Source organism: Mycolicibacterium baixiangningiae (assembly GCF_016313185.1).
Classification (GTDB): Bacteria; Actinomycetota; Actinomycetes; order Mycobacteriales; family Mycobacteriaceae; genus Mycobacterium; species Mycobacterium baixiangningiae.
Window position 1 is genome coordinate 5,551,897 of record NZ_CP066218.1, and the last position, 17,423, is coordinate 5,569,319.

The following is a 17,423-nucleotide window of genomic DNA, read 5'->3' on the forward strand; positions in this document are numbered from 1 at the left end:
GCAACCCTACTTTTGTCCGGCCGCTCCGAACATTTCGAGGTAGCCGGTCTGGCCGAACACCCGGGCGGCCTCGATCGCATTCGGTGTGCCGGCCCCCGGATCGGCGCCCGCCTCGAGCAACCCGCGCACCACGTCGTCCTGCCCCTTGAACACCGCACCGGCGAGCGGGGTCTGCCTGGTCGTTGGCGTCATCCAGAGCGTCATCCGGGCCGGTCACACCCTCGAATTCTGCGCGTGGGGCCAGCCGGGCGGCACGACCACATAACGTTACAACTGCATCACTTGTCACAGCACCTGACACGCCTGTCACAATGGAGCGGATGTTGGAGGCACCAGAACGCGACCGCCCGGCGGGCGACCCGCGCGTCCGGACGCCGTGGTGGCACAGCCTGCACGCCACGTCGACGCGGCGCGCCCTGCTGCTGACCGCACTCGGCGGGCTTCTCATAGCCGGACTCGTCACCGCCCTGCCGTCGGGCGAGGGCGTCAACGGCCCCGGTCTGAGCGCGAGCGCGATCACGCTCGGCCCCCGCGGGAACGACACGTTCAACCACGCCAAGAGCGGTGACTGCCTGAACTGGCCGGAACGTAACCCCGACGGCGCGCAGATCGTAGACTGCAAGGACGAGCACCGGTTCGAGGTCGCCGAATCGGTAGACATGCGCACGTTCCCGGGCAGCGAGTACGGCCCCGATGCGGCGCCGCCGTCTCCGGCCCGCATCCAGCAGATCAGCCAGGAGCAGTGCCAGGCAGCCGTCCGCCGCTACCTCGGCCAGCGCTTCGACCCGAACAGCCGCTTCACCATCAGCATGATGTGGTCCGGGGACAAGGCGTGGCGCCAGGCCGGCGAGCGGCGCATGCTGTGCGGCCTGCAGCTGCCGGGCGCCAACAACCAGCAGTTGGCGTTCACCGGCAAGGTCGCCGAGATCGACCAGTCCAAGGTGTGGCCCGTGGGCACCTGCCTCGGCATCGACCCGACCACCAACCAGCCCACCGACATCCCGGTCGACTGTGCCGCCCCGCACGCCATGGAGGTCACCGGAGCGGTCAACCTCGCGGAGAAGTTCCCCGGCGGGTTGCCGCCCGAACCCGAGCAGGACGGCTACATCAAGGACGCGTGCACCCGGATGACGGATGCCTACCTCGCGCCGATCCAGCTCCGCAACACCACGCTGACGTTGATCTACAGCACGATCTCGCTGCCGAGCTGGGCGGCGGGCAGCCATCAGGTGTCGTGCAGCATCGGCGCGACGCTGGGCAACGGCGGCTGGTCGACGCTGCTCAACAGCGCCAAGGGCCCGCTCCAGATCAACGGGCAGCCCCCGGTCCCGCCGCCGGACATCCCCGAGGAGCGGCTGAGCCTGCCGCCGATCCCGTTTCCCGACGCCGAGGACACGTCCTCCCAGACCGAGCCGGATTACAGCCAGAGCCAGAGCGATCAGAGCCAGAGCGATCAGAGCCAGACCGACCAGAGCCAGACCCAGCACGGTCCGCAGGCCTCGACGGAGCCGACCCCGGCCCCGCCCACCGACGCGCCGCCGTCCGGGGACGGCAACACCTTCCTCAACGGTCCGCCGCCGCCGCCGGCTCCCGAGGTGGCGCCGCCGCCCGCACCGGCCCCGCCTCCGCCGGCACCCGCGCCGTTGCCGGTCGAACCGGTTCCGCCTCCGCCGGGACCGTAACCGCGTGCCCGTACGGATGAGCGCGCAGCGGTTCGACGAACTGGTCTCCGATGCGCTCGACCTCGTCCCGCCCAAGCTGGCCGCCGCGATCGACAACGTGGTGGTGCTCGTCGAGAAGCGGCACCCCGACGAACCCGACCTGCTCGGCCTCTACGAGGGCATTGCGCTCACGGAGCGCGACCACACCTACGCGGGCGCACTGCCCGACACCATCACGATCTACCGCGACGCGCTGCTCGACATCTGCGACAGCGACGAGGACGTGGTGGACGAGGTGGCGATCACCGTGATCCACGAGATCGCACACCACTTCGGCATCGACGACCACCGGCTGCACGAACTCGGCTGGGCCTGAGCGCGGCATCCCCGATTTGTCGGCCGGCAGTGCTATGAACGGGCCATGACCATCCAGTGCCGGGAGTGCGGGGCCGGGCTGGAACACTGCCACGGCACTGTCATCCACCACGCCCGCCACCGCATCGAATGCACCGAGGACGACTGCACCACCCCCGAGGTGGTGCACACCTTCAGCATCGACTGCGAGGCGGTGGGCTGCCGGTGCGGCCGGTCGGCCGGTGCGGCCGGTCGGCCGGCCGCGCGGTGATCTGAGTTCAGCCCATCGGGTCCACCGACTCCAGTGCATCGTGCACCGGGTCGGCATCGGGCTCGGGATAGAACGGTGGTAGGCGCGCGCCCCACTGCACACAGCTCCACCGGCCGTCGGTGACCGGGGCCAGCACCACCGATTCGGTGTTCGCGAGGTGGTGGTCCAGTGCGAAGGTCCCCTCCACACCCGCCAGCACCGCCGACACCAACCGGATCGCCGCGCCGTGGCTGACCACCACGATGTCGTCCCCCCAGGCGTCGTCGTCGAGGTAGCGGATCCGCAGTTGGGTCAGCACCGGCACGTAGCGGTCGAGCACCTCGTCACCGGTCTCCCCGCCGGGCATCGGCACGGCGAGCTCACCCTGGTGCCAGCGCTGGTAGACCGACTCGAACCGGGTGATGGCCTCGTCGTCGCTGCGGTTCTCGAGCTCACCGACCTGCACCTCGTGCAGGCCGTCGAATTCATGCGGTTCGAGCGCCGTGGCGGCGGCGATCTCGGCGGCGGTTTCGGCGGCACGCCGCGCCAGCGAGTGGGCGAGCAGCCCGGGCGAGCGGGTCAGTCCGCGCGCGAACGTGCCGGCCTGTTCACGTCCGAGGTCGGTCAGGGCCGCGCCGGGCGGGCGGGTATCGAGCCGCCGTTCGACGTTGGCGTGCGACTGCCCGTGGCGCACCAGCACCAGCCTGCCGCTCACCGGTCGTCCTCCGGCAGTCCTTCGCGCAGTCGTGAAAGCCAGCGTGTCGCCTCGTCGCTGCGCGGCGGTGGCGCGCCGGCGGCCGTCCCGGTCGGCCAGGAACCCAGATATCGCACATCGGCACAACGACTGTGCAGCGCTTTGAGTGCCTCGGCGACGGCATCGTCGTCGATGTGGCCGACCCAGTCGAGGAAGAACACGTAGGTGCCCAGTTCGGTGCGGGTGGGCCGGGACTCGATGCGGGTCAGATCGATGTCCCGGATCGACAGCTCGGTCATCGCGGCGACGAGCGCGCCAGGGATGTTCGGCAGCCGCAGGGCGACCGAGGTGCGGTCGGCTCCGGTGCGGGCCGGGGGTGGGGCAGGCCGGCCCACGAGGACGAACCGGGTGCGGGCATTCGGCTCGTCGACCACGCCCGCGGCGAGGCTGCGCAGGCCGTAGTGGTGGGCAGCCAGCGCCGTGCTGACGCCCGCATCGGCACGTCCGGCTGCGACGTCGGCGGCCGCGGCGGCGTTCGAGTGCGCGGGGATGAGCTGCGCGGCGGGCAGGTGCTCGGTGAGCCAGCGGCGCACCTGGGCGGCGGCCACCGGGAACGCCGCGACGGTCGTGACGTCACCCTGGTGGTCGGGCCGCACCACGATGCTGAAGGACACGTCCAGGGTCAGTTCGGCGACGATCTGCAGGGGCACGCCGACCGCGAGGCTGTCGAGGGTGGGCAGCACCGAACCCTCGATCGAGTTCTCGATCGGCACGCACGCGTAGTCGGCCGCCCCGGACCGGACGGCCTCGAGTCCGGCGGGGGTGCTGTCGGTCGGCACGGGGGTCACCGCGTCCCCGCCGGGCACCAGGCCCCCCGACACCATCTGCTGCAACGCCGACTCGGTGAACGTCCCCTGGGGGCCGAGATAGGTGATGCGCGGCACGTCGCAACCCTATCCGCTGTCCGGGACGGCCCGGGGCAAAGCCTTGCGCCACCCCGCCATCCGTAGTTAAGTAAGGCTTACCTCACTAACCGGAAGGCAGCGCGATGGCCAAGACTCCTCCGACGACCAGACCGGCGACGACGACGGCACCGACTGGACCCTCCACGGCCGAGCGGATCCGCAGCGCATGCGCCCGCGGCGGCGGTGCGATGCTCGCGGTAGAGGGCGTCGACCCGGTCAGCACCCCGGTGCACCACCTCCTCGACGACGGGTCGTTCGCGATCACCGTCCCCGTCGCCGCCGCTCTCTCGACGATGGTCGCCTCCTCAGGAGCCGCGGGCGTACAGGCAGTGCTGGAGATGACCGACTATGCGCCGCTGCCGCTGCGGGAACCGGTGCGTTCCCTGGTGTGGATCCGCGGACGCGTGCACACCGTGCCGAGCGACGACGTGTCGGCGCTACTCGACCTGGTTGCCAGCGCCGACCCCAATCCCGCTCTGCTGCAGGTCAATTCCGGCGATCACCCGCGTTACGCGCTGATGCGGCTGGAGATCGAGTCCGTGGTGGTGGCCGACGCCACCGGCGCGGAGTCGGTGGGCCTGAGCGCACTGCTGGCAGCCCGGCCCGATCCGTTCTGCGCGATGGAGTCCTGCTGGCTGCAGCACATGGAGTCGGCGCACCAGGAGGTCGTCGACCGGTTGGCCAACCGGCTGCCCGCCGCCATGCGCCGCGGCCGGGTTCGCCCCCTGGGCCTGGACCGCTACGGCGTTCAGTTGCGTGTCGAGGACACCGACGGCGATCACGACGTGCGCCTGCCGTTCCCCAAACCCGTCGACGACGTGACCGGCCTCAGCCAGGCCATCCGGGTGCTGATGGGCTGCCCGTTCCTCAACGGTCTGCAGGCGCGGCGCGGGCGCTAGCGTTGGGGCGGTGACCCGGCCCCTAGACGAGCTGCCCGATGTGCTCGACGCCCGGCAGCGCCGCGCGGTGCGCATCGAGATCGCCGTCGTCCTCGCGGTCACGTTCGGCCTCAGCGCCTACACCGCGTCACTGCGGCTGCTCGAGTCCGTGCTGCTCGGCCTGTCCGGCCAGGTGGTCGCGCTCAACCCGCGCCGGTCCACATTCGACCTCCTCGACCTCGGACTGAACCTGGCCGGCGTGTTCCAGCTCCTGGCGTGGGGGGCACTCGGGGTCTACCTGTTGTGGCGCAGCGGCTTCCGCCTGGCCGACATCGGGCTGGCGCGGCCGCGGGTGCGCCCCGACCTGCTCGGCGGCCTCGGGCTGGCCGCGTTGATCGGACTGCCCGGGCTGGCGCTCTACCAGGTGGCCCGTGTCCTGGGCCTCAACGCCTCGGTCGAACCCGCCGAACTGTACGACACGTGGTGGCGCATCCCGGTGCTGCTGGCGATGTCGTTCGCCAACGGGTGGGCCGAGGAGATCATCGTGGTCGGCTTCCTGCTGACCCGGCTGCGGCAGCTTCGGGTCAACCCCGTCGTGGCGATCGTCGCGGCGAGCCTGCTGCGCGGGGCATACCACCTGTACCAGGGCTTCGGCGCCGGCCTCGGCAACGTCGCGATGGGCCTGGTGTTCGGATACGTCTGGCACCGCACCGGGCGGCTGTGGCCGCTGATCATCGCGCACGCGCTGATCGACGCCGTGGCGTTCGTCGGCTACGCCCTGGCGGCCGGACACCTCGGCTGGTTGCAGTGACCGGCCGGTGCGGGCACGTACATTTTTCGCTGTGAACCCGAATCCCGGCAGGCCCGGCCCGCCCGGCAGCGGGAGGGGGCCGAACGGTCCGCATGAGCCGTCGCAGGTGATCCGCCGCGCCCCCGGCCACCGGCCGCCGCCCGTGTGGCCGCCCAACCCGCCGACACCCCCGGCGCCCCCGCCGCCGGCGTGGGAGCGGCGCCTACCACCCCCGCCACCGCCGCAGCTGCGGCACCAGCCCCCACCCCCGCGGTCCGCGCGGCCACCGGCACCGGCCCGGCCGGCCGTTCGTCCACCGGTCCGCCCGCCCGTTCCGCCCCCGGTGGCCGCCGCCCGCCCCCGCCGTAAACGCCACTGGGGCCGGATCGTCATGACCGTGCTGCTCGTCGCGGTCGTCGTGCTGGTGGGCCTGGTCGTGTGGGTCGACACGTCGCTGCAGCGCATTCCCGCGCTGACCGCCTACCCGGACCGGCCCGCCGCCGGCCGGGGCACCACCTGGCTGCTGGTCGGCTCCGACAGCAGGGCCGGCCTGGATGCCGACCAGCAGGCGCGACTCGCCACCGGCGGTGAGGTCGGCACCGGGCGAACCGACACGATCATGCTGGTCCACCTCCCCGGACTGGGCTCGAGCGCCCCGGCGACGATGGTGTCGCTCCCCCGCGACTCCTACGTGCCGATCCCCGGTTACGGGGAGGACAAGATCAACGCCGCGTACGCGCTGGGCGGTGCGCCGCTGCTGGCGCAGACCGTCGAACAGGCGACCGGGCTGCGCCTCGACCACTACGCCGAGGTCGGATTCGACGGGTTCGCCTCGATCGTCGACGCCGTCGGCGGGGTGACCATGTGCCCGTCCGAGCCGATCAACGATCCCCTGGCCGGCATCGACCTGCCCGCGGGCTGCCAGGAACTCGACGGCCGCAACGCGCTCGGCTTCGTACGCACCCGGGCCACCCCGCGCGCCGATCTCGACCGGATGACCAACCAGCGGGTGTTCATGTCGGCGCTGCTGCACCGCGCGGCCAGCCCCGCGGTGTTCCTCAACCCGTTGCGCTGGCTGCCGATGGCACACGCGGCCGGTGACGCCCTGACCGTCGACACCGGCGCGCACGTGTGGGACCTCGCCCGGCTCGGCTGGGCGCTGCGCGGTGACCTCACCACCACGACGGTCCCGATCGGCGAGTTCACCAGCAGCGGCTCCGGGGCCGTCGTGGTCTGGGACAGCGCTGCGGCAAGCCGGCTGTTCGAGGCGATGGCCGCCGACACGCCGATACCAGCCGACGTGCTCGACCCCGGCCCGACCGGCTAGAGTCACCGGCGTCAGCAAACTGTGGCCGGAATTGTTACCGTCGTCACAAATTACGAGCGCAGCTTAGGGGAACCTTTCCTCAGTAAGGTTGACCTTGGCTGACAATACCGTTTGACCTGGGATATCGTCTTCGGCATGACGACATCCGGCGCTCTCGACACCAAATTCCACGGACTTCTCAAAGAGCAGATCCGCAGCGAATTCACCGCCGCTCAGCAATACATCGCGATCGCGGTGTACTTCGACGGCGCCGACCTGCCGCAGCTCGCCAAGCACTTCTACGGCCAGTCCGTCGAAGAGCGCAACCACGCCATGATGCTCGTGCAGTACCTGCTGGACCGCGACGTCGAGCTCGAGGTCCCCGGTGTCGACGAGGTGTGCAACCGGTTCGACTCCGCGCGGGACGCCCTGGCCCTGGCCCTGGATCTCGAGCGCACCGTCACCGAGCAGATCAGCCGGCTGGCCAGTGTGGCGCGCGAAGAGGGCGACTACCTTGGCGAGCAGTTCATGCAGTGGTTCCTCAAGGAGCAGGTCGAAGAGGTCGCGCAGATGACGACCCTGGTCCGCATCGCCGAGCGCGCGGGCGCCAACCTGTTCCACCTCGAGGACTTCGTCGCCAGGGACATGGCCGGCGCCGGGGCGGATTCGAGTGCCCCGCGGGCGGCGGGCGGCGCGCTCTAGCGGTCGGTGCCTGCCGCGCCGGTCAAGCCGTTCTGCAGCCAGTCCTTGGTGCGGCCGGGGTGGTTCGTGGCCACCCAGGCCACCCCGAGGTCGCGGCAGTACCGCACGTCCTCGTAGTGGTCGACCGTCCAGCAGTACAGGGCACGCCCCTGGGCGGCGGCGCGGTCCACCAGTTCGGGATGTTCGCGCAGCGTCATGATCGACGGCCCCACAGCCGTCGCCCCGACGGTCGTCGCCGCGCTTCCGCCGAGATAGCGTGACGTCTCCCCGAGCAGCACCGTCGGGAGCATCGGCGCGGCCCGCCGGATGCGCCACACCGCGGCCGCCGAGAACGACATCACGACCGCCCGCGAGAGGTCGGCCGAGGCCGGCGCCGCGATCCCGAACCGGTGCAGCAGCGCCAACACCTTGCTCTCCACCAGGGCGCCGTAGCGCACCGGATGTTTGGTCTCGATGAACAACTTCACCGGCCGGTGCCAGTCCAGCACCAGCTCGACGAGGGTCTCCAGCGTCAACACCTCGGTCATGTCGGCGCCTGCGTCCGGGCGCCGGCTGGCGTGCCATGAACCGAAGTCCAGTGCCCGCATCTCGGGCAGCGTCATCTCGCTGACCACCCCGGTCCCCGACGACGTCCGGTCCACGCGACGGTCGTGTACGCACACCAGATGCCCGTCGCGGGTCAGCCGGACATCGCATTCGACGCCGTCCGCGCCTTCCTTGAGGGCCAGCTCGTAGGCCGCCAGCGTGTGTTCGGGCCGGTCGGCCGACGCCCCGCGGTGCGCTACGACGAACGGATGACCGCCGAGCATGCCGTCATCCGGGTTCATGAGCCCTATGCTGCCGGGTTCTGCCCTCTGGACTCAACCGGACGGCCGGATTCACCGTCCGCCTGCGTATCCGACGGGTTGTCGTCGGGCACCATCACCCAGCGCTTGACCGGCCGCGACACCGGCGCCTGTTCGAATCCGGACACCACGCGGTGCGCCACGAGGAGGGTGGCCAGCGCCATCAGGTAGGCGATCGTGGTCACCACGGTGTTGTCGGCGATGCCCTGCGGATCGGTGGTGAAGCTGGTCGCGATCGAGAACACCGACACGACGGTGCTGAACGCCCACAGGATCCACCACACGATGATCGGCCTGCGCAGCGTCGAGATCCGGCTCTCCACCGCGGCGAGTTCGAGTAGGTAGACCGGCGCGAAGAACAGGTTGACGAACGGCACCAGACAGCCCAGCCGGAGCCGCAGCGGATCCCGCGGATCGGACTGCCCGCGGTAGGCGTAGGCCGCACCGCGGCGGGCGATGAGCCAGTTCGTCAGCAGCACGATGCTGCCGACCACCAGGAACGCCGCCGCGACGCTCATCGCGACACCCAGCCAGGTCGCCACCCCCGCGACCACCGGGTGCAGAAGGGTGGTGCGGTTGATCAGCAGCAGCAGGTACCGCAGCGCGTGTACGGCGGCGGTGGCACCGAGCACCGCCATGGTGGCCATCAGCGTGGTGCGCACAGCGGCCGCCGACGGGCCGGTGCGGGCTTCGGCTCCGGAGGTGTCGACGGTGTCGAAGTGCTCGACGAGGCCCCAGCGCGGGGTCGTCGCGTAGCGCGGCGTGGGTCCGAGCGGTCGGCGGCGGGCGCGCGGCGGAGGTGGAGCACCGGGCCGCACCGCGATCCACCGGTAGCCGGGAGGGAGGCGCGGCGGAACGCCCGTGGTCCCGGGCCGGGCTTGGGCGGCGCTCCACTCCGCACCGGGTGAGGCCGGCGCAGTCGGTACGGAGGGTGCCGACGGTGCCAACAGCGCGCCCTGACACCGGGGACACAGCTGCCGCTCCCGGTCACGCACGTTCCACCGCGTTCCGCAGCGGGAACACACCTGGATCATCGGATCAGCCTAGCGACGGTGTCAGAAGCTCCCGGCGCGACCGTCGTCGGTGACGACCGGCCGGCCGGCGGCGGACCAGGCCATGATGCCGCCGCTGACGTTCACGGCCCGGTACCCGTTGCGCGCCAGGTATTGCGCCACGCGCTGCGACCGGCCGCCCGCGTGGCACATCACGTAGACCGTGGCCTCCGGGTTCACCTCGGCGAGCCGGGACGGGACGTCACCCATGGGGATGTGCACCGCATCGGGGGCGTGTCCGGTCCGCCATTCGTCGTCCTCGCGCACGTCGAGCAGCAACGCCGACTCGTCGAACGCGGTGGGCAGCTCGGCCACGTCGGCCTGTATCACCTCGACGTCGTCCATGGGTCCCATGCTGTCACGTCTGCGCCGACTCGCGCGTGTCCTCCGCCGGACAGCAATCGCGGTCTTATCCACAGTTTCCACAGGTTCATCCACAGGCCGGATGTCGGCCCGATCGAATATGCGCTCGTGGACGGTGCACGTGCCGAGTGAAACTGTGGATAAACCGTGAGTATGCATAAAGGTCACACACGGGTAACGAAACCGCGGAGCGAAATCGTTAGCGTCACTAACGTCGCCTGGGAGCCGCGCCCGAAGCGGCCCGTCCGTCGGGGTGGGACCTGACTTTGCCAAGGAACCGGCGCGAGAGCCCGCTGACACGCCGGGGCCATCTGCCGCACGTCCCCGCCACCGCCCGGCGGACCCGGCCGCGGGTCGGTTGGGGGCATCGCGATCCGAACCCCGCCGCGGGGTTGCGCCGGGCGGCGGGAAACGCCTCTGACGTCGGCGGACCGCGAGTAGCCACCATCACCGCCGGGCGGATTTCCTCCGGCGTTCGTCACCGGTTATGATCGGCGTCACACGGTTGCCGTGTGACAGATCTCACTGGGGGTATGTGTTGATCGTGCAGGTCAGGAGCTTCTGATGGCGTCTCACCCGATGGGCGGTTCGGCGATGCCGCCGTCGGAGTGGCACGCGTCGACGCGCGTGCACACCCGCAACCAGTTGATCGCGTGCCTGCGGGCAGGTGTCATCGCGCTGGTTCTGCTGGGCATCCTCGCCCTGATCGTTTTGTTCTGATCTCTGCGCAGTCGGGTATCAGTGGAGGCGAGGCGCGCGTTTCTTGCGGTGCGCGCTGCGATGGAGCAAGGTTGACACCGATGTCGAGCATGTCGTGCTCCATCAATCGCTGATGAGGAAGGGACCTTATGGCTGAATACACCTTGCCCGATCTTGATTACGACTATGGCGCACTAGAACCGCACATCTCGGGGCAGATCAACGAGCTCCACCACAGCAAACACCACGCCACGTATGTCAAGGGGGCGAACGACGCCCTGGCGAAGCTGGCGGAGGCGCGCGACAGCGGAGACCACTCCGCGATCTTCCTCAACGAGAAGAACCTCGCGTTCCACCTCGGCGGACACGTGAACCACACCATCTGGTGGAAGAACCTCTCGCCCAACGGCGGCGACAAGCCGACCGGTGAGCTGGCGGCCGCGATCGACGATGCGTTCGGCTCGTTCGACCAGTTCCGCGCGCAGTTCACCGCCGCGGCCAACGGCCTGCAGGGCTCCGGCTGGGCGGTGCTCGGCTACGACACGCTGGGCCAGAAGCTGCTGACGTTCCAGCTGTTCGACCAGCAGGGCAACGTCCCGCTGGGCATCATCCCGCTGCTTCAGGTCGACATGTGGGAGCACGCGTACTACCTGCAGTACAAGAACGTGAAGGCCGACTACGTGAAGGCGTTCTGGAACGTCGTCAACTGGGAGGACGTGCAGAACCGGTTCGCCACGGCCACGAGTGCCGCCAGCGGCATCATCCTGGGCTGACCGACCGGCTCATCGCCAGACTCGCACGAGGGGCGCCGCGCGAATTCGCGCGGCGCCCCGCTCTCGTTGTGTGCCGGTTCATCGTGCGTTGGCACTCGTGTCGTCTTGCGTGCCAGCACACTGCTGCCGCATCCTGATCACACGACCCGCAGGCGTGTCGGTCCACGACGAACACCGATGCCTCGGAGGCGTACATGGAGACAGGGTCCGGGCGGGCGATCGGGATCGCGCCCTTTCACTCCGGCGGTTCACTCAAGGGCTTCGTCGTGTCGGGGCGCTGGCCCGACTCCACCAAAGAGTGGGCGCAGCTGCTGATGGTCACCGTCCGGGTCGCGTCGCTGCCCGGATTGCTGTCCACCACAACGATTTTCGGTGTGCGAGAGGACCTGCCCGACGAACCCGAACCCGGCACCGTCGGGCTAGTACTCGCCGAGGGCACAGTCGTCGGGGACGCCGCGGTGCCGCCCGGTTACTTCGCCGAACGCCAACCGCCGGCGCTGCTCATGCTGCATCCGCCGTCGGAGACCACACCGTCGCTGCCGGAGTGCACCGGCGCTGCATCCGGGTGCGTGCTGCTGCCCGGGCTACCCCATCTGGGCCTCGAGCACCGCGCGGCCTGGGTGGAGGCGGAGTCCGACGGCACCGTCACGTCGATGGTCAGCCGGGTCGGTGTCGACCCCATCAGCCATCCCGACACCGCCGTGCTGGCCATGCTGCTCGCCGCGTAGCGGCCTCCGGAAGCCCGCGAACACCACTTCCCGCATCGGAGAATACGGCTACCCGAAATCGCCTGTGGCGCTGGCGTGCCGGGTACGCCGCGGCTATCGTCGAGGGAGTCAGCGAAGGGGAGTAGCCCCGAATCGTCGTGTCGACATACTGGCCCTCGGGCCCGGCCGGCGAACCGCACCCTCGGTGGGCGAGACCTTCGACTCAGCTGCCGGCGCATTCTCGGATGCTCCGGCGACGTGTCGAAAGGTGTGTCCGATGCTCGGCGCCGCCCTGGTCAGCCTCGTAGTCGTCTCCGTCGCCGAACTCGGCGACAAATCGCAACTCATCACGATGACCTACGCGCTGCGCCATCGCTGGTGGGTGGTGCTCTCCGGCGTCGGCATCGCCGCCATGCTCGTCCACGGGCTGTCGGTGGCGATCGGCCACTTCCTCGGCGTGACGCTGCCCGAGAAGCCGATCGCGTTCGCGGCGGCCATCGCCTTCCTGTTGTTCGCGGCGTGGACGTGGCGTGAGGGTCGCAACGCCGCCGACGAGGACGTCCGCGTGGCCGAACCGCGCTTCGTCGTGCTGGCGATCATCTCGTCGTTCGTCCTTGCCGAACTCGGCGACAAGACCATGCTGGCGACGGTGGCGCTGGCAAGCGACCGCGACGCCATCGGCGTCTGGATCGGTGCGACCGTGGGCATGGTGCTCGCCGACGGCGTTGCCATTCTCGCGGGGGCAATGCTGCACAGGCGTCTGCCCGATGGCTTCCTGCATGCGATGGCGAGCGTGCTCTTCCTGCTCTTCGGCCTCTGGATGCTGTTCGACGCCGCGCTCGGCTGGCGGGTCGTGGCGGTCGTCGCGACGGGCGGCGTGGCAGCCGTCGTGGTGGCCGTCGCCGTGGTACGCAGCATGCGGGCCAGGCGCGCCCGCGCCGAGGCGGGCACGCCGCCGCGGGAATCGTCGTCCGAGACGGTCTGACCTGCGGCAGGCTACCGTTGACCTCCCGCAGTCCCGCGGCCGGCGGCCGGTTCAACCGGCTCGGGTCGCACTGCGCCACCGACGGCCGCAGGGGCGGCAAACGCCTGAATCCGTGACGACTCGGCCGCCGATGCGCGCGGTGGTGGGTCCAACGATTGCTGGGAGCCACCTGAGAGCGTGTCCAGCACAGCGTATGCTACGGATCCGTTATTATTTGCTTCCGGTCATGGTTGCACCCTGCTCGATACCGACGAATCCGCAGTTCCACGCGGTTTCCGCGCCCTGGTGAACGAGCACACATCAACATTTGGGCGGTTTGCACTTGGTTGGGAGCATAAGTCTCGCTACGATGGTCAGCAAATACGCCGCACCTTTAGCCCGCTCGTCACGCATGTGGAGGTCAATTCGATGAGCACGACGTTCGCCGCACGGCTGAACCGACTATTCGACACGGTCTATCCGCCCGGCCGGGGACCGCACACATCCGCCGAAGTGATCGGTGCGCTCAAGTCAGAAGGCATCACGATGTCGGCGCCGTACCTCTCACAGTTGCGTTCGGGCAACCGCACCAATCCCTCGCAGGCGACCATGGCGGCCCTGGCGAACTTCTTCCGGATCAAGCCCGCCTACTTCACCGACGACGAGTACTACGAGAAGCTCGACAAAGAGCTGACGTGGCTGGCCAACATGCGTGACGAGGGCGTCCGCCGGATCGCGGCACGCACGGTCGGGTTGTCCCCGGAGGCCCAGCAGGACATCGTCGCCAAGGTGGACGAACTGCGCCGCAAAGAGCACCTCGACGACTGAGTCCGGCCCGCTGCGGCGGCGGGCGGCGAAGCCGTTGGTGTTTGCCTCAGGTTCTTGCGCTGACGCTCCCGCGATCCAGTGCCTGGTACTGCCGGGCGATCGCGAGTATCCATTCCCGGTCCGCATACTCGTCCGGCTGGCGTAGCCACCCGAATCCCGGAAAGCGCGCGTGACCGCTGCCCGGTGAGTCCTCCCGTCCGGCGAAGATCCACTCCGCGATGGCCCGCGCCTGTTCGGTGGGGCTCACCGCGGGGGCCGACGCCAAAGGTTCCGTCACTCGGTCCGGGTCTGCGGCGCCGTGGCCGGACGGCGCGTCCACGGTCCGCAGTTCCTTGGACGCCTCGAGGAACAGCGCGTCGGAGATCAGCGACATGCGCTCGGCGACCCGGAAGACCAGGGGGCCGTGCGGTCGGACGCCGATGCCCACGTCGGGGTGGCGGCGGCCGAGTTCGGCCGTCAGTGGCTCGATGATCCGCAGCTCACGCCGCGCCCCGAACCAGTCCTCGATGCTGGGCAGCAGCGCCCCGACGGCCACCGCGACCATGGCGCACCCGAGCAGCGTGGCGGCGGCACCCATCTCCACCGATTCGGCGAGGCCTACCGCGCGCAGCAGGAACAGGACCGTCACCACCAGGATCAGCGCGATGCCGAGGGTGAAGACGAACAGCGCGCGGCCCCGACGGCTGCGGCTGGAGTGTCGCAACCCCGACCACATGACCAGCGACATCGCCAGCAGCACGTAGATCAGCGGCAGCAGCCACGATGTACTGCTCGCACCGAGGTTGCGCCGCAGGTACTCCTCCGGGGACATCTCGGGCTGCTGACCTTCGGCGAAGAACAGCGCCAGGCTGAGCGCCGCGATGACGGCTGCGGGGGCGTACTGCGCGAGCGCGAGACTCCGGGTCGCCGAGGGGGTGCGCGCCGAGGCGACCGTCGTGATCATCACGCAGCTGCCCGCCGCGCACATGATCAGCGCGATCTGGCTGAACGCCATCGCGATGTTCGGCCAACCGACCAGGGTGTCGACGAGCAGGGTCAGCGGCTGCCAGCTCAGCGCCGCCACCGCCGCCAGGTTGCCGAGCGCCAGGATCATCGCGGTGCTGACCAACGACTGTTTGTTGACCAGCGCCCACCCGATGCGCAGACCGGTCGCCAAGCCGAGCAATCCGGCGATGCCCCAGACGATCAACCAAACGCCTCTCCGAGGCGGATCTGCACGATCGAGGAGCGGTCGCACGGCAGCCGGCCGAGCCGGTAGATCAGCAGGGCCGCGAAATCCTCCGCCTCCTGTTCGGCGTCCTCGCCGCTGGGGCCCATACAGCCGGTGCGCTGGTTGAGCATGTATCCGATGAGCTCGGAGCTGGCGACCTCGGTGTTCTGCCGGGCGGCCTGCACCACCGGGATCCCTTCGTGGCCGAGCACCAGATGTCCGAGCTCATGGGCCAGTGTGCGGTCCCAGGCGGGCAGCCCCTGCTGGATCAGGAACTCGTCGCGCTCGGCGTACTGGCGCCACTGCCCGCACACGCCGGGCGGCAGGTCGGCGGTCTTGACCTCGATCGGCCGTCCGCGGTCGGCGCTGACCGCCTGCACCAGGCGGGGCAGCGAGACTTCACCACGTCGCGGTGCCAGCTCGAGTACGGCGCTGACGGCGCGCGTGACGGCGCGATTCGTTGGCATGTCTCCCCTCTCCGTCGTCTGGATGTGCCGGCCGGGCCGGTTAATTCATGAAGCGGGCGATGCTCTCGGTGCGGACCACCCGGCCGGCTTTGGCCTGCCGGTATCCCACGAGGCCGCCGAGCCCGGTCAACACCATGATTCCGGCGGTGCCAGGTACGGCCACCGCGGCGATCTGCGCGACACCCGCGGTCCGCAGGTACTCGCCGTATCCGACGCGGAAGCTTGCGGGCACGGCCGCGGGCTCACCGCTGCGGACGGGCACGTCGGGCCTGCGGGCCGCCGGCTCCTGCGCTGGTGCGCCACGCGCCGGGACGCCCGGCGATCCTGCCCGCGGTGCGGCCCCGCCGCCACTGCCACCGGAACCGGAACCGGCTGAGCCGACGCCGACCACCGACGGCAGCCCGATCGGTGGGACGCCGATCACCGGGACGGCGACCGGCGCCATCGGCACCACCACCGGCAGACCCGGCACCGCGTCGATGACGCTGGGTGTCACGGGCCCCGGTTCGTCCAGCTTCGGCGGCAGCCCCTCGGATCCATCGTGGTCACTGCCGGTGTCGCCGGGGGCCGGGGACGGTGCCGTGGTGGGGCTGGTTGTGGTGGGGCTGGTTGTGGTGGGGCTCGTGGTCGAGGGGGTTGTCGTCGGGGCCGTGGTCGAGGGCGTCACCGGTGTCGTCGCGGGTGTGCTCGACGGCTCCGCACTCGTCTTGACGGGGTGGTGTGGCCACGCCCAGCGGGGAAGCCGCGACCAACTCGGCGGCCAGTGGCGACCACGCGCCGAGGTCGACGGGCTGTCCGGCCGGTCGGTCTCCGGCGCCCCGGTGTCGTCGGGCTCCGGATCATCCTGGCTCTCATGGGTTTTCGTACGGTCGGCATCGGGTCGTGCCAGATCGCCATCGGCACCCGGATCGGCGGCGCCGGCGCCAACGGACGCCGCGCCGACGTCGTCGGACTCGGCGAATGCCATCGCTCCACCCAGACCGGTGAGGAACAGGCCGGCGGCCACCAGGCAGGCCGACGCGGCGACGCGTACGCGCGATCCCACCTCGTCACCGCCCCTCGAACCCCGCCCCTACGGGGTTTTCATACCGTTGGGACGATTCTCGCACAATAGTGGCCTCGCGTTTGCTAGTGCGAAGAATCAGCCAGCCGCGGCAGGGCGCGGGCGTCGCCGGGCCGCATTCGACCGCTAGGGTTGGACTGCACCGACACAGCCACGCGCAGGGCGGGCGAACAGAGGACCGGAGGGTTGCGGGGAATGGGTTTGTTCAGACGACGCAAAAGCCGCGCTACCCGCCGAGCCGAGGCCCGCGCCATCAAGGCCAAGGCGAAGCTGGAAGCCAGGCTCTCGGCCAAGAACGAGGCCCGTCGCCACAAGTCCCAGCAGAAGGCGGAGACGCGGGCACTGAAGTCTCAGCTACGCGCCCAGCGGGAGAGTGACCGCAGCGCGCTCAAGGTTGCTGAGATGCAGTTGAAGGCGGCCAGGGAGGGCAAGATCTTCTCCGCCGGCCGCATCCGGCGGATGCTCACCGTGGCCAGGCTGCTCGCCCCGATCGCGGTGCCGCTGGTGTATCGCGTCTCGGTGGCGGCCCGCGGGTTCGCCGACGAGCGCCGCGCCGACCGCCTCGGGGTTCCGCTGAGCCAGCTCGGCCAATTCTCCGGCAACGGCGCGGAGCTGTCCGCGCGGATCGCCGGTGCGGAGCAGTCCGTGCGGCTCGTCTCCCAGAAGAAGCCGAAGGACGCCGAGACCAAGCAATTCGTCACCGCCATCACCGAGCGGCTCGGAGACCTGTCGGCCGCCGTCGCCGCCGCGGAGAACATGCCGACCGCGCGCCGGCGGGCCGCCCACGCCGCGATCACCGAACAGCTCGACGGCATCGACGCCGACCTGATGGCCCGGCTCGGCGTGGCCTGA

The 17,423-nt window shown here is 70.1% G+C and carries 21 protein-coding genes and 1 pseudogene; 13 read left to right on the plus strand and 9 right to left on the minus strand.

All coding sequences use genetic code 11. From position 1 onward, the window contains the following. Positions 1–6: 6 nt before the first annotated feature. Positions 7–174, minus strand: a pseudogene (locus I7X18_RS26315) (ankyrin repeat domain-containing protein); the annotation flags it as partial. Positions 175–311: 137 nt separating this feature from the next. Between I7X18_RS26315 and I7X18_RS26320 the strand changes: the two are divergent. From I7X18_RS26320 to I7X18_RS26330, 3 genes are read left to right on the plus strand one after another with little or no spacing between them, the layout of a single operon-like run. Further along, a complete protein-coding gene (locus tag I7X18_RS26320) occupies positions 312–1,682 on the plus strand; it encodes a septum formation family protein (protein ID WP_193045819.1) in 1,371 nt (456 codons plus the stop codon). A 4-nt stretch (positions 1,683–1,686) separates the two neighbouring features. After that, complete coding sequence (locus tag I7X18_RS26325; protein ID WP_193045818.1) at positions 1,687–2,037, plus strand: metallopeptidase family protein; 351 nt, start codon at positions 1,687–1,689, stop codon at positions 2,035–2,037. A 45-nt stretch (positions 2,038–2,082) separates the two neighbouring features. Beyond that, on the plus strand, positions 2,083–2,286 hold the full coding sequence (locus tag I7X18_RS26330) for a hypothetical protein (RefSeq protein ID WP_193045817.1): 204 nt from the start codon (positions 2,083–2,085) through the stop codon (positions 2,284–2,286). A gap of 7 nt (positions 2,287–2,293) precedes the next feature. Here I7X18_RS26330 and I7X18_RS26335 read toward each other — a convergent pair whose 3' ends face one another. Both I7X18_RS26335 and pheA read right to left on the minus strand, forming a co-directional pair. Next, positions 2,294–2,980: a histidine phosphatase family protein gene (locus I7X18_RS26335; RefSeq protein WP_193045816.1), complete on the minus strand. Its 687-nt coding sequence runs from the start codon at positions 2,978–2,980 to the stop codon at positions 2,294–2,296. Continuing rightward, complete coding sequence (pheA, locus tag I7X18_RS26340) at positions 2,977–3,903, minus strand: prephenate dehydratase (protein ID WP_193045815.1); 927 nt, start codon at positions 3,901–3,903, stop codon at positions 2,977–2,979. The genes I7X18_RS26335 and pheA overlap by 4 nt, the downstream gene beginning before the upstream one ends. Positions 3,904–4,007: 104 nt before the next feature. Here pheA and I7X18_RS26345 point away from each other — a divergent pair, with 104 nt between their 5' ends. The 4 genes from I7X18_RS26345 to I7X18_RS26360 all read left to right on the plus strand — a co-directional run bounded on the left by I7X18_RS26345 (position 4,008) and on the right by I7X18_RS26360 (position 7,600). Further along, positions 4,008–4,823 carry a DUF2470 domain-containing protein gene (locus I7X18_RS26345; protein WP_193045814.1) on the plus strand — a complete coding sequence of 272 codons (816 nt, stop codon included), beginning with the start codon at positions 4,008–4,010 and terminating at the stop codon, positions 4,821–4,823. Positions 4,824–4,833: 10 nt separating this feature from the next. Further along, a complete protein-coding gene (locus I7X18_RS26350; protein ID WP_193045813.1) occupies positions 4,834–5,613 on the plus strand; it encodes a CPBP family intramembrane glutamic endopeptidase in 780 nt (259 codons plus the stop codon). A gap of 106 nt (positions 5,614–5,719) precedes the next feature. Further along, the gene (locus I7X18_RS26355) at positions 5,720–6,919 is read left to right on the plus strand and encodes an LCP family protein (protein WP_404822801.1); all 1,200 of its coding nucleotides are present in this window, start codon (positions 5,720–5,722) and stop codon (positions 6,917–6,919) included. Between the two features lie 135 nt (positions 6,920–7,054). Further along, positions 7,055–7,600 carry a ferritin gene (locus tag I7X18_RS26360; protein ID WP_193045812.1) on the plus strand — a complete coding sequence of 182 codons (546 nt, stop codon included), beginning with the start codon at positions 7,055–7,057 and terminating at the stop codon, positions 7,598–7,600. Here I7X18_RS26360 and I7X18_RS26365 read toward each other — a convergent pair. From I7X18_RS26365 to I7X18_RS26375, 3 genes are read right to left on the minus strand one after another with little or no spacing between them, the layout of a single operon-like run. Then, positions 7,597–8,427, minus strand: coding sequence for a glycerophosphodiester phosphodiesterase (locus I7X18_RS26365; RefSeq protein ID WP_193045811.1), 831 nt, complete (start codon positions 8,425–8,427; stop codon positions 7,597–7,599). The two genes, I7X18_RS26360 and I7X18_RS26365, sit on opposite strands and share 4 nt — an antisense overlap. A gap of 5 nt (positions 8,428–8,432) precedes the next feature. After that, the gene (locus tag I7X18_RS26370) at positions 8,433–9,479 is read right to left on the minus strand and encodes a DUF4328 domain-containing protein (RefSeq protein ID WP_193045810.1); all 1,047 of its coding nucleotides are present in this window, start codon (positions 9,477–9,479) and stop codon (positions 8,433–8,435) included. A gap of 21 nt (positions 9,480–9,500) precedes the next feature. Then, positions 9,501–9,842 carry a rhodanese-like domain-containing protein gene (locus I7X18_RS26375; RefSeq protein ID WP_193045809.1) on the minus strand — a complete coding sequence of 114 codons (342 nt, stop codon included), beginning with the start codon at positions 9,840–9,842 and terminating at the stop codon, positions 9,501–9,503. 582 nt (positions 9,843–10,424) lie between these two features. Between I7X18_RS26375 and I7X18_RS26380 the strand changes: the two genes are divergently transcribed. From I7X18_RS26380 to I7X18_RS26400, 5 genes are all read left to right on the plus strand, one after another. Continuing rightward, positions 10,425–10,580, plus strand: coding sequence for a hypothetical protein (locus I7X18_RS26380; protein WP_193045808.1), 156 nt, complete (start codon positions 10,425–10,427; stop codon positions 10,578–10,580). A 128-nt stretch (positions 10,581–10,708) separates the two neighbouring features. Then, positions 10,709–11,332 (plus strand): superoxide dismutase, encoded by a 624-nt coding sequence (locus I7X18_RS26385; RefSeq protein ID WP_193045807.1) that lies wholly within the window; start codon positions 10,709–10,711, stop codon positions 11,330–11,332. 194 nt (positions 11,333–11,526) lie between these two features. Continuing rightward, positions 11,527–12,060 carry a peptidase gene (locus I7X18_RS26390; RefSeq protein ID WP_193045806.1) on the plus strand — a complete coding sequence of 178 codons (534 nt, stop codon included), beginning with the start codon at positions 11,527–11,529 and terminating at the stop codon, positions 12,058–12,060. Between the two features lie 256 nt (positions 12,061–12,316). Next, a complete protein-coding gene (locus tag I7X18_RS26395; RefSeq protein ID WP_193045805.1) occupies positions 12,317–13,024 on the plus strand; it encodes a TMEM165/GDT1 family protein in 708 nt (235 codons plus the stop codon). Positions 13,025–13,432: 408 nt separating this feature from the next. Then, a complete protein-coding gene (locus I7X18_RS26400; RefSeq protein ID WP_193045804.1) occupies positions 13,433–13,831 on the plus strand; it encodes a transcriptional regulator in 399 nt (132 codons plus the stop codon). 46 nt (positions 13,832–13,877) lie between these two features. Here I7X18_RS26400 and I7X18_RS26405 read toward each other — a convergent pair whose 3' ends face one another. Genes I7X18_RS26405 through I7X18_RS26415 form a run of 3 tightly spaced genes read right to left on the minus strand, consistent with a single transcriptional unit; the run spans position 13,878 to position 16,553 of the window. Further along, complete coding sequence (locus I7X18_RS26405) at positions 13,878–15,020, minus strand: hypothetical protein (RefSeq protein ID WP_193045803.1); 1,143 nt, start codon at positions 15,018–15,020, stop codon at positions 13,878–13,880. Beyond that, positions 15,017–15,508, minus strand: a complete 492-nt coding sequence (locus I7X18_RS26410) for an ImmA/IrrE family metallo-endopeptidase (protein ID WP_193045802.1) — start codon at positions 15,506–15,508, stop codon at positions 15,017–15,019. The genes I7X18_RS26405 and I7X18_RS26410 overlap by 4 nt, the downstream gene beginning before the upstream one ends. Before the next feature lie 40 nt (positions 15,509–15,548). Then, on the minus strand, positions 15,549–16,553 hold the full coding sequence (locus I7X18_RS26415; RefSeq protein ID WP_193045801.1) for a hypothetical protein: 1,005 nt from the start codon (positions 16,551–16,553) through the stop codon (positions 15,549–15,551). A 213-nt stretch (positions 16,554–16,766) separates the two neighbouring features. Between I7X18_RS26415 and I7X18_RS26420 the strand changes: the two genes are divergently transcribed. Next, positions 16,767–17,423, plus strand: a complete 657-nt coding sequence (locus tag I7X18_RS26420; protein ID WP_193045800.1) for a DUF6474 family protein — start codon at positions 16,767–16,769, stop codon at positions 17,421–17,423.